The organism is Sulfuricella sp. (genome assembly GCF_035531155.1).
In the GTDB taxonomy this organism is placed as follows: domain Bacteria; phylum Pseudomonadota; class Gammaproteobacteria; order Burkholderiales; family Sulfuricellaceae; genus Sulfuricella.
In genome coordinates, this window is record NZ_DATKTK010000047.1 from 19,259 (window position 1) to 29,824 (window position 10,566).

The window sequence follows — 10,566 nt, forward strand, 5'->3', positions numbered from 1 at the left end:
AAGCGGGGCAAACCACTTTGTACTCAGGACTTAGCACTTGGTTGTAACTCCGTAAGCGGCAACAGCAGAGTAAAGCAGGTATGCCCAGGCCGGCTATCGCATTCGATCGTGCCCTGGTGCTGGTTGATCAGAGTTTGCGCCAGGGTCAGCCCCATGCCACTGCCACCCTCCCGTCCAGAAACCAGGGGATAGAAGATTTTTTCGCGGATTGCATCGGGAATGCCGGGGCCGTTGTCGATGATTTGCACCTGGATAGCCTGGCGGTAACGTTTTTTCGCCAGCGTGACCTGGCGTGCGATGCGGGTGCGCAGGATAATTTCTCCTTTGCCCTGCATGGATTGCACCGCGTTGCGTACGATATTGAGCACCGCCTGGATCAGTTGTTCCGGGTCCGCCACGAGATCCGGCAGGCTGGTGTCGTAGTCGCGCCGGATGGTGATGCCTTTGGGTGTTTCCGCCAGGGTAAGGCTGCGCACCCGCTCCAGCACCTCGTGGATGTTGGTGGCGCGCAGGTGCGGCAGATGGCTGGGGGTGAGCAACCGGTCCATCAGCTTCTGCAGGCGGTCGGCTTCCTGGATGATCACCTGGGTGTATTCGCGCAGGCCGGTACGGGGCAGTTCGTGCTCCAGGAGCTGCGCCGCGCCGCGCAGGCCGCCCAGCGGGTTCTTGATTTCGTGGGCGAGATTGCGCAGCAGTTCCCGGTTGGCCTGCTGCTGCACCTGCATGCGCTCTTCGCGGGCGATTTTCAGCTGCTTGTCGATCTGGTGGAATTCCAGGATCAGGCTGATGGCGCCAATTTCCACCGGCGTGACCGTGCAGCTGACGGACAGGCTGTGGTTGCCGGGTGTGGTCAGGAGAATTTCATGCTCGGTGAAGCAGGCCTGGGTGAGCAGCGCCGACTCGACGGCCTTGGGCAGCGTTTCGGCATCGCCAAAAACCTGCTGCAGAGGCATTCCGGCAACATGCTTGCGGCTGAGCTTGAACAGGTTTTCCGCGGACGGATTGAGATAAGCGACCCGCAGACCCTGATCGAGCAGGATCACGGCGGTGGTCAGGTGTTCCAGTCCGGCAAAGAGTTTGGTTGTCACGGGTGCATCATCCCTGGGTGGTTGGCTACGAGTGTAGCAAGAGTCGCGCCAGGGATGGCAGGGGTTACCTTACGCCGGCCAGTTCCTTGTTCAGCGCCTCGACATTCTTTTCGTGCAGAGCGACATTGTCCTTCAGGCCCTGCACCCGATCCAGGTATTTCTGGTAGTTGCGCTCGTCGCCCAGGCGTGTGGCTTCGCCTTCGGCCAGTGCTTTCCTGGCCTCATCCAGCAAGTTCCGCTCCGTAGCCAACTCCTGCTCCAGAATGCTGCGGCGCGTTCCATCGCGCTGTTTCTGGGTGTCGCCGTCAATGCGGGGGAAGCCCGGCGGCGTTGCGGTCGGAGCGCGGGGCTTGGGGGCGGCCATCAAGGAAGGCGGATCGAGATTGAGCTTCTTGGCGCCCTTCTTGGGGAAGTTGGTGTAGGTCTTTCGGCCGTTTTCATCCACCGTCATGTAGATATCGGCGTGGGCGGCCTGCCCCAGGAATAGCGAAATAAAAATCAGCAGCGTGGTTTTCATGAGGCGATTCAATAATTGCGATGGTTCAGATTAAGGGATTAGCCAAATTTTATCAACGTCTCGGCGACGAAGGGGCTGACAGGCAAATAAAAAAAGGGCGGGTTACCCCGCCCTTTTAAAGTGCGATGCCCGAAATTACAGGCTGTAATACATGGCGAACTCGACCGGATGGGTGGTCATGCGGAAGCGGGTGACTTCTTCCATTTTCAGTTCGATGAAGGCGTCGATCCAGTCATTGGAGAACACGCCACCACGGGTCAGGAACTCGCGATCCTTGTCCAGGTATTCCAGCGCCTGATCCAGGGACGAGCACACGGTCGGGATCAGTTTCTCTTCTTCCGGCGGCAGGTCGTAAAGGTTCTTGTCCATGGCCTCGCCCGGGTGGATCTTGTTCTGGATGCCGTCAAGACCGGCCATCAGCAGAGCGGAGAAGCACAGGTACGGGTTGGCGGAAGGATCCGGGAAACGGGTCTCGATGCGGCGGCCCTTGGGATTGGCTACGTGCGGAATGCGGATCGAGGCGGAGCGGTTCTTGGCGGAGTAGGCCAGCATCACCGGAGCTTCGAAGCCTGGAACCAGACGCTTGTAGGAGTTGGTGCCGGGGTTGGTGATCGCATTCAGGGCGCGGGCATGCTTGATGATGCCGCCGATGTAGAACAGAGCCGTTTCGGACAGGCCGCCGTAGCCGTTGCCGGCGAACAGGTTCTGGCCGTCTTTCCAGATCGACTGGTGCACGTGCATGCCGGAGCCGTTGTCGCCGACGATGGGCTTGGGCATGAAGGTCGCGGTCTTGCCGTAGGCATGGGCCACGTTGAACACCACGTATTTCAGGATCTGGGTCCAGTCGGCACGTTTCACCAGGGTGCTGAACCGGGTGCCGATTTCGCACTGGCCGGCGGTCGCCACTTCATGGTGATGCACTTCGACCGGCACGCCCATTTCTTCCAGCGCCAAACACATGGCGGAACGGATGTCCTGGAAGGAATCGACAGGAGGAACCGGGAAGTAACCGCCCTTGACGCCAGGACGGTGGCCGACGTTGCCGCCTTCGAATTTCTCGCTGGAGGACCAGGCGGCTTCTTCGGACTCGATCTTCACCGAGGCGCCGGACATGTCGGCGTGCCAGGTGACGGAGTCAAAAATGAAGAACTCGGGTTCCGGACCGAAGTAAGCGGTGTCGCCAATGCCGGTGGATTTCAGGTAGGCTTCAGCGCGTTTGGCGATGGAGCGTGGGCAGCGGTCATAGCCCTTGCCGTCGGAAGGCTCCACCACGTCGCAGGACATGATCAGGGTGGATTCGTCGAAGAACGGGTCCATGTTGGCGGTATCCGGATCGGCCATCAGCTGCATGTCGGAAGCCTGAATGCCTTTCCAGCCGGCGATGGAGGAACCGTCGAAGGCGTGACCGCTTTCGAACCAGTCTTCGTCCACCACGTGGGCGGGAATGGAAACGTGCTGTTCCTTGCCGCGGGTATCGGTAAAGCGCAGGTCAACGAATTTAACGTCGTTGTCCTTGATCATTTTCAAAACGTCGGCGACCGCCATGTTTTAATCTCCTAACTATCTAAAAGTTTGCAAAAAAATGACTTCGAATTCTGGGTTTTTGCTACTGGGAGGCAAGTTAGCATGAAACATGCCAGGCAAAAACATAAAAAAAGCATTGTGCCATAACTGCTTATAAATCGGCACCCCTTATTTGACGCACCGGAATTGTGCAAAAAGGGTACGCCATGCACCATTATGGTGCATGGCGTTGATGCAGATGAATGGCGGCAAAAAATGGGTCGTCCTGGAGCAGGTCGGCGATTGCTGCTTTGAGTGCGGCGACCTGTTCGCGGCTGACCTCGCTGGCGAGGAAAATTTCGGCTTCCGCTTTTCCATCCAGATAATGCAATACCACTTTTTCATGCCTGGGCAGCGCCTGCCCCAGCAGTTGTTCCAGATGGGCAATCAAGGTTTCACGACTGGGCAGGTGCTGGTTGAGCTTGGCCGACGAATCATCCTCCGGGTCGATGTGCACCATGACATCGAGCGCATGGTGCTGTTTGAGTACGCGCGCGCGCGCGCTTTCGGCAATATAGTGCCCTTCCGAGACGCTGATGCGCGGGTTTACCAGCACATGTGCGTCCACCAGTGCGCGGTCGCCCATGCGGCGGGTGCGCAATTCGTGCACGCCATGAACGCCAGAGGTGGCGAGCAGGGTTGCACGTATCGCTGCCACTTCGCTCTTGTCCAGGCTGGTGTCGATCAATTCGGAAATCGCCTGGGATGCCTGCTTCCAGCCCATGCGCATGATCATGACCGCAACCAGCACCGCAGCCAGGATGTCCATCGAAGTGAAACCGAGCAGGTTGCCGCCGATGCCCGCCACCACCACTAGCGACGAGGCGGCGTCGGAACGGGCGTGCCAGGCATTGGCTTCGAGCATCTGCGAGCGCAGTTTGCGCGCGACATGCAGCATGTAGCGGAACAGTGCTTCCTTGCCGGCCAGGGTCAGGATGGCGATCCACAGCGTGGCGACGTGGACTTTTTGCAGCGCGGCGGGGTCTTGCAGGCGCATCGCCGCGCCCCAGAACAGGGCGCCACCGACGCCGAGCAAAATCAGCCCGAGTGCCAGGGTGGTGGCGGTTTCGATGCGGGCATGGCCGTAGGGATGCTCCTCATCCGCGTCGCGCGCGCCATGGCGATTGGCGAACAGCACCAGGAAATCGCACAACAGGTCGGACAGGGAATGCAAGCCGTCGGCGACCAGGGCCTGGGATTTTCCGAACAGGCCGATTACGATCTGCAGCACGGTCAGTACCACGTTCACCGCGACGCTGATCCAGGTCACTTTTTGTGCGGCTTGAAAGCGCCCGATCCGATCAGGGTGAATTTCAGCGTGCGGTTTGGCAGGGTGGTGGGGCATCGGGGATATTCAGATTAAGAAGCAATGAGTTCGGGACATTATGATACGCAAATCAGCGGGCTTTTGCCTTATAATTCGACGTCTTTAAAATGTAGAACATTCATGACCGATCGTTACGCCGTTATCGGCAACCCCATCGCCCACAGCAAGTCCCCGCTGATTCACGCCGAGTTTGCACGCCAGACGGACCAGGATATGACCTACGCCGCGATGCTTGCGCCGCTGGAAGACTTTGCCGGCACGGTGAAGAAGTTTCAGTCAGAAGGCGGCAAGGGGCTGAATGTGACGGTTCCATTCAAGCAGGAAGCCTGGAAATTGGCAACCCTCCTGACCGATCGCGCGCGTCTGGCGGAAGCGGTCAATACCCTGAAGTTCGAGCCGGACGGCACGATGCTCGGTGACAACACCGATGGTGCCGGACTGACGCGGGATATTCGGGAAAATCGGGGCATTTCCTTCGCGGGCAAGCGCGTGCTGCTGATGGGCGCTGGCGGCGCGGCCCGCGGCGTGCTGCTTCCCTTGCTGCTGCAGAAGCCGGAGCGGCTGACCATTGCCAACCGCACACCGGAAAAGGCCGTCGAACTCGAGCGGCATTTCGCCGCCTATGGCCGGGTCGAGGGTGGCGATTATGCGCGGCTGGCGGGGAGCCTGTTCGATATCGTGATCAATGCCACTTCCAGCAGCCTGAGCGATGCGCTGCCTCCCTTGCCGCAGGGCGTGTTCGCGCCGGGGGCGCTGGCCTACGACATGATGTACGGCAAGGGGCTTACCCCCTTCCTGCAGTTCGCCCAGGCTAACGGCGCGGCACATCTGGCCGACGGTCTCGGCATGCTGGTCGAGCAGGCGGCGGAATCCTTTTTCCTGTGGCGCGGCGTGCGGCCACAAACACAGTCCGTCATCACGCTTTTGAAATCATGCTGAAAACCCTGTGGCGCTGGCTGTGGCGCGGCATCGCCCTGTTCGTCGCCGTGGTGCTGATCTACCAGCTGTGGATTTTCGCCCACATCTGGTGGTGGGTGGATCACAACCCCTCCGCCAGCGCCTTCATGGAGCAGCGGCTGGAAGTTCTGCAAGACAAAAATCCCAGCGCCGAGCTGCGCCACCGGTGGGTGCCGTACAACCGCATCTCCAACAACCTCAAGCGCGCCCTGATCGCCGCCGAAGACTCGAAATTTCTCGACCACGAAGGCTTCGACTGGGAGGGCATCCAGAAAGCCTACGAAAAGAACCTGAAAAAGGGCAAGATCGTCGCCGGCGGCTCCACCATCAGCCAGCAGCTGGCCAAGAACCTGTTTCTATCTTCCCGGAAGGTATTCTGGCGCAAGGGCGAGGAGGCAGTAATCACCGTGATGCTGGAACAGATGATGAGCAAGCGCCGCATTCTCGAGATCTACCTCAATGTTATCGAATGGGGCAACGGCGTGTTCGGCGCCGAAGCGGCGGCGCGCCATTACTACAAGACCAGCGCTTCCAGCCTGTCCGCGGAGCAGGCGGCCAGACTCGCTTCGATGGTGCCCAACCCGCGCTATTACGACAGCCACCGCAATGCACGCGGCCTGGAAAGAAAAACCGGCATTATCCTGGCGCGGATGAACCAGGTGCAGGCGCCCTAGCTCGATGTGTCAAAATTGACAGAAGTAGCCGGTGGCGATTAAAATTCACGCGTTTTCATACTTAAAGGTCCATTACCTTGGACAGTCATAGTTGTAGCAGTTTCGCACCAAACTTTTTGTTCTAGCGGTTACCCCTTCAGCGCTCCTTCGGCCTTGACGGTTTTTCCGCTGGAAAACAGTGGAAAAAACGGGCTAAAGCGTGATCCTGCCGGCCTAGGTCGGTCGTTATCGACCCCCTTTTTTCTTGCCCCATATATAGCTGTCAGCAATCAGCGGTCGGCTTTTGGCTTGCGTGCGCAACTCGCGCGGTTTTGCCGAAGGCTGAAAGCTGACTGAATACCAAAGGGACAGGCGGCATGTCGGAAATTGAAAAAACCAAGATCCAGGAAAGTCTGCAGGAGATACTGCAGCAGGTCATCGAGCTGCTGAGCAGGCATCAGCTGGTGGAAGGGCTCGTCCATAAACAGGACATGCCGCGTCAGGATTTGGTCGAGACGCTGGTGCACAAGCAGCATCTGGCCGAATTGCAGAAAAAGCTCGACGAGCTTCACTCCGCCGATATTGCTTACATCCTCGAAGCCTTGCCGCTGGAACAGCGCCTGCTTGTCTGGGACCTGGTCAAGGTCGAGCGCGACGGCGACATCCTGCTGGAAGTTTCCGATGCGGTACGGGAATCCCTGATCGCCAGTATGGACAGCGAGGAACTCCTCGCCGCCGCCGAACAGCTCGACACCGACGAAATCGCCGACCTTGCTCCCGACCTGCCGCACGACGTGATGCAGGAGTTGCTCGAATCGCTCGACAGCCAGAACCGCGCCCACCTGCAGTCGGCCATGTCCTACCCGGAGGATACGGTCGGCTCGCTGATGGATTTCGACATGGTTTCCATTCGCGACGATATCAGCCTGGAAGTGGTGTTGCGCTACCTGCGCCGACTGGGCAAGTTACCGGGCCATACCGACAAACTGTTCGTGGTCGACCGCAACGACAACTTCAGAGGGGTGTTGTCTTTCAAGCGGCTGCTGGTCCATGATCCCGAGGCGAGCGTGGCGGCGGTGATGGCCGAGGATGCGGTGACCTTCCATCCCGACGACGAAGCCGGCGACGCCGCTTCGGCGTTCGAACGCTATGACCTGGTTTCCGCCCCGGTGGTGGATCGGAACAACAAGCTGGTGGGGCGCCTGACGGTGGACGTGGTGATGGACTTCATTCGCGAAGAGACCGACAGCGAAATGCTCTCCATGGCCGGCTTGCGCGAAGAGGAAGATTTGTTCGCCACGGTGTGGAAAAGTATCCAGAACCGCTGGACCTGGCTGGCCCTCAACCTGGTGACGGCGTTCATCGCCTCGCGCGTGATCGGCGTGTTCGAAGGATCGATCGAGAAGATCGTGGCGCTGGCCGCTCTGATGCCGATTGTTGCCGGAATCGGCGGCAATTCCGGCAACCAGACCACGACCATGATCGTCCGCGCCCTGGCGCTGGGACAGATTCGCGGCGGCAGCATCCGCAAGCTGTTCCTCAAGGAACTCGGCGTCAGCCTGATCAACGGGCTGATCTGGGGCGGCATTATCGGTCTGGTCGCCTGGCTCCTCTACCGCAACGCCGCGCTGGGCGTGGTGATGACTGGCGCGATGATGCTCAACCTCGTGCTGGCGGCGCTGATGGGGGTGCTGATCCCGATGCTCATGCACAAGCTTGGGCGCGATCCGGCGGTGGGTTCCAGCGTGATGATCACCGCCGTGACCGACAGCGGCGGTTTTTTCATTTTTCTCGGCCTGGCCACGCTTTTCCTGCTTTAATAAAAGGGTGTTTCTGATTTAACCGGTAAATGGAACCATGCCGTTCTCGCCGTTTTATTTCGCGCTGCTTCTGGTCGCGCTCGGCCTGCTGGCAGTCTTTGTCCAGGTCGGCGCCCTGACCCTGGCTTTCGACAAGCTCGGCCTGTCGCCCAATTCCGCCACGTTGTTGCTGTCCGTCTCGCTGCTCGGCAGCCTGATCAACCTGCCGCTGTTCAGCGTCAAGGCAGAGGGGCCGCCGCCCCCCATGCCGCAACCGTTTCGCAGCCTGCTCAGGCTGCCGCCGATGGAGTTCACCGGCAAGACCGTGGTTGCGGTCAACGTCGGTGGCTGCCTGGTGCCGTTGGGTTTTTCTGCCTACTTGCTGCAGCACACCCTGCTCAGTCTGTGGAGCGTGATCTGGACGGTGGCGCTGGTATCCATGGTGTGCCGGCTGGCGAGCCGTCCAGTGCCTGGCGTGGGGATCGGCATTCCCATTTTTGTCGCACCGCTGGTCGCGGCGATGATCTCTCTCATCATCGACCCGCAGTACAGCGCACCGCTCGCCTACATCAGCGGCACCCTGGGGGTCTTGATCGGGGCCGATATTTCCCGTATCAACGACATCCGCAAAATGGGAGCGCCCTTCGCCTCGATCGGCGGGGCAGGGACTTTCGATGGGATTTTCCTCAGCGGCATCGTCGCCGTGCTGCTGACCTGAAAAATTATTTTTTGTCGCTGGGAATAAATGGTTGTTCCGGGGTGTTTACCTGAGTGTAATTCCCTTCAATTGAATCAACAGGAGCAAACCATGAACAAGAATGCCCATTCTTTCGCCGCCGCCGCCGTACTGTTTTCTCTTTCCGCCGCGGCTTTCGCCGGCTCGGCAGACGATGCCAACGCTCACTTCAAAGCGATCGCCGCCGGCAACGTCGAGCAGATCATGCAGGGTTACGCCGACAACGCCAGCCTGCAATGGGTAGGCGGACCGCTCGACGGCGCTTATGCCGGCAGCGACAAGATCCGTGAAGCCTGGGGCAAGTTCGCCAAGGCCAATGCGCCGCTCGAAGTGACCGTGGCGAAGCTGGAAGAAAGCGCCAACCCCAAAGGCAGCACCGTCACCGCCAATGTCGAATTCAAGAGCAAGGCCGCGATCAAGGTGCGCTACGTGCTGGTTTACCGCGAAGGCAAGCTGGTGAACGAGGTGTGGCAGATTGACCCGAAACTCGCGCTGGGTTATTAACTCTTTGTGAAAAAAATAGACAGTCTGATCGAGGAGCACATCCCCCGCCTGCGCCGCTATGCCCGGGCGCTGACGGGGGATCGCGCGCGCGCCGACGATCTGGTGCAGGATACGTTGGAGCGAGCCTGGGGCAAGTTCCATCTGTGGCGGCGCGGCAGCGACCTGCGCGCCTGGCTGTTCTCCATCATGCACAATGTCTATGTGAACGGCGTCAGGAAAAGCAGTGCTGTGCCCATGCTGTTGCCGCTGGAGGATGATGCGCTGGATGTGCCGGTGCGTTCCGCCCAGGAAGACGGGCTCCAGGTCAGGGATGTGCATGCGGCGCTTGCCCGCCTGCCGCAAGAGCAGCGCGAAATATTGCTGCTGGTCGGGCTGGAGGAAATGCGTTACGAGGAAGTGGCAAAAGTGCTGGATGTGCCGCTGGGAACGGTGATGTCGCGCCTGTCGCGCGGACGCGAGCGTCTGCGCCAGATCATGGCGGGCGGCGCAGTGCCGGCTTTGAGGGTGGTGAAATGAACGAGCCGATGCAGACTGTGAACGAGGACGAATTGCAGGCCTATGCCGATGGCCAACTGGATGAACCGCGTCGTGCGGAAGTGGCTGCCTGGCTGGCGAGCCACCCTGCCGATGCCGGGCGGGTGGAGGATTGCCGGCGCCAGAACGCGGCCTTGCACGCCCTGTTCGACCCGGTGCTGGATGAGCCTGTGCCGCCACGCCTGCACAGGCCGCAGCCGGCTTCCTGGCACAACATGCCCTTACTGCGCCATGCTGCGGTGGTGGCGTGGCTGACCATCGGCGGTACCCTCGGCTGGTTCCTGCACGGCGCGCAGGATGTGCGTTCCGGCACCACCATGGCCTTTGTCCGTCAGGCGGCTGTAGCCCATGTGGTGTACACCCCGGAAGTGCGCCACCCGGTGGAAGTGGGCGCAGAGCAGGAAACCCACCTGGCGGCTTGGCTGTCGAAGCGGCTGGGCGTTTCAGTCAGGGTGCCGCACCTGAACGAGGCCGGCTATGAACTGGTCGGTGGCCGGCTGTTGCCCGGCAGCAGCGGCCCGGCGGCACAGTTCATGTACCAGGACGGGCGCGGCCAGCGTCTCACCCTGTACGTGCGTACGGATGGCGGCGGCAGCCGGGAAACCGCATTCCGCTATACGCGTGAAAACAACATCGGGGTGTTTTACTGGATCGATGGGCCGCTCGGCTATGCGCTATCCGGCGACCTGGAAAAACCCGAACTGCTGAAAGTGGCGCAAGCCGTTTACCACCAGCTTAACCCTTGACCCTTAAAACCTCTTTTATCCACAGATAAACACGGATTAACACAGACAAAACAATGTGTTGTTGAGGATTTTCACCTCACCCAAAAGGTGATTGGAATGAGAATGGTAACTCATTGATAATCTGTGTATATCTGTGTTAATC

General features: G+C 59.8%; 11 protein-coding genes. 7 read left to right on the forward strand and 4 right to left on the reverse strand.

Annotated elements, in window-relative coordinates:
* Nucleotides 1-23: 23 nt before the first annotated feature.
* From glnL to VMV64_RS10070, 4 genes are all read right to left on the reverse strand, one after another.
* Nucleotides 24-1,088 carry a nitrogen regulation protein NR(II) gene (gene glnL / locus VMV64_RS10055; protein ID WP_325329855.1) on the reverse strand — a complete coding sequence of 355 codons (1,065 nt, stop codon included), beginning with the start codon at nucleotides 1,086-1,088 and terminating at the stop codon, nucleotides 24-26.
* A 64-nt stretch (nucleotides 1,089-1,152) separates the two neighbouring features.
* Nucleotides 1,153-1,605: a DUF4124 domain-containing protein gene (locus tag VMV64_RS10060; protein WP_325329857.1), complete on the reverse strand. Its 453-nt coding sequence runs from the start codon at nucleotides 1,603-1,605 to the stop codon at nucleotides 1,153-1,155.
* Between the two features lie 135 nt (nucleotides 1,606-1,740).
* Entirely contained in the window at nucleotides 1,741-3,150 is a 1,410-nt protein-coding gene (glnA, locus tag VMV64_RS10065) for a glutamate--ammonia ligase (protein ID WP_325329859.1), read from the reverse strand.
* Between the two features lie 193 nt (nucleotides 3,151-3,343).
* Nucleotides 3,344-4,438, reverse strand: coding sequence for a cation diffusion facilitator family transporter (locus VMV64_RS10070; RefSeq protein WP_325329861.1), 1,095 nt, complete (start codon nucleotides 4,436-4,438; stop codon nucleotides 3,344-3,346).
* Between the two features lie 177 nt (nucleotides 4,439-4,615).
* On the opposite strand from VMV64_RS10070, the gene aroE reads away from it, so the two are divergent.
* The 7 genes from aroE to VMV64_RS10105 all read left to right on the forward strand — a co-directional run bounded on the left by aroE (nucleotide 4,616) and on the right by VMV64_RS10105 (nucleotide 10,424).
* Nucleotides 4,616-5,434: a shikimate dehydrogenase gene (aroE, locus tag VMV64_RS10075; RefSeq protein ID WP_325329863.1), complete on the forward strand. Its 819-nt coding sequence runs from the start codon at nucleotides 4,616-4,618 to the stop codon at nucleotides 5,432-5,434.
* Entirely contained in the window at nucleotides 5,428-6,126 is a 699-nt protein-coding gene (gene mtgA / locus VMV64_RS10080) for a monofunctional biosynthetic peptidoglycan transglycosylase (RefSeq protein WP_325329865.1), read from the forward strand. Before aroE ends, mtgA begins: the two co-directional genes overlap by 7 nt.
* A 356-nt stretch (nucleotides 6,127-6,482) precedes the next feature.
* Nucleotides 6,483-7,925 (forward strand): magnesium transporter, encoded by a 1,443-nt coding sequence (mgtE, locus tag VMV64_RS10085; RefSeq protein ID WP_325329867.1) that lies wholly within the window; start codon nucleotides 6,483-6,485, stop codon nucleotides 7,923-7,925.
* A 37-nt stretch (nucleotides 7,926-7,962) separates the two neighbouring features.
* Nucleotides 7,963-8,622 carry a DUF1614 domain-containing protein gene (locus tag VMV64_RS10090; RefSeq protein WP_325329869.1) on the forward strand — a complete coding sequence of 220 codons (660 nt, stop codon included), beginning with the start codon at nucleotides 7,963-7,965 and terminating at the stop codon, nucleotides 8,620-8,622.
* Between the two features lie 90 nt (nucleotides 8,623-8,712).
* The gene (locus VMV64_RS10095; protein ID WP_325329871.1) at nucleotides 8,713-9,144 is read left to right on the forward strand and encodes a nuclear transport factor 2 family protein; all 432 of its coding nucleotides are present in this window, start codon (nucleotides 8,713-8,715) and stop codon (nucleotides 9,142-9,144) included.
* Between the two features lie 6 nt (nucleotides 9,145-9,150).
* Nucleotides 9,151-9,660, forward strand: a complete 510-nt coding sequence (locus tag VMV64_RS10100) for an RNA polymerase sigma factor (RefSeq protein ID WP_325329873.1) — start codon at nucleotides 9,151-9,153, stop codon at nucleotides 9,658-9,660.
* Nucleotides 9,657-10,424, forward strand: a complete 768-nt coding sequence (locus tag VMV64_RS10105; RefSeq protein WP_325329875.1) for an anti-sigma factor — start codon at nucleotides 9,657-9,659, stop codon at nucleotides 10,422-10,424. The genes VMV64_RS10100 and VMV64_RS10105 overlap by 4 nt, the downstream gene beginning before the upstream one ends.
* The last annotated feature ends 142 nt before the right edge of the window (nucleotides 10,425-10,566 follow it).

Bases quoted from the DNA above. Each gene is read 5' to 3' on its own strand.
- VMV64_RS10090 (WP_325329869.1), top strand. From the start codon at position 7,963: ATGCCGTTCTCGCCGTTTTATTTCGCGCTGCTTCTGGTCGCGCTCGGC.
- mgtE (WP_325329867.1), top strand. From the start codon at position 6,483: ATGTCGGAAATTGAAAAAACCAAGATCCAGGAAAGTCTGCAGGAGATA.
- VMV64_RS10105 (WP_325329875.1), top strand. From the start codon at position 9,657: ATGAACGAGCCGATGCAGACTGTGAACGAGGACGAATTGCAGGCCTAT.
- VMV64_RS10095 (WP_325329871.1), top strand. From the start codon at position 8,713: ATGAACAAGAATGCCCATTCTTTCGCCGCCGCCGCCGTACTGTTTTCT.
- VMV64_RS10060 (WP_325329857.1), bottom strand. From the start codon at position 1,605: ATGAAAACCACGCTGCTGATTTTTATTTCGCTATTCCTGGGGCAGGCC.
- aroE (WP_325329863.1), top strand. From the start codon at position 4,616: ATGACCGATCGTTACGCCGTTATCGGCAACCCCATCGCCCACAGCAAG.
- mtgA (WP_325329865.1), top strand. From the start codon at position 5,428: ATGCTGAAAACCCTGTGGCGCTGGCTGTGGCGCGGCATCGCCCTGTTC.
- glnA (WP_325329859.1), bottom strand. From the start codon at position 3,150: ATGGCGGTCGCCGACGTTTTGAAAATGATCAAGGACAACGACGTTAAA.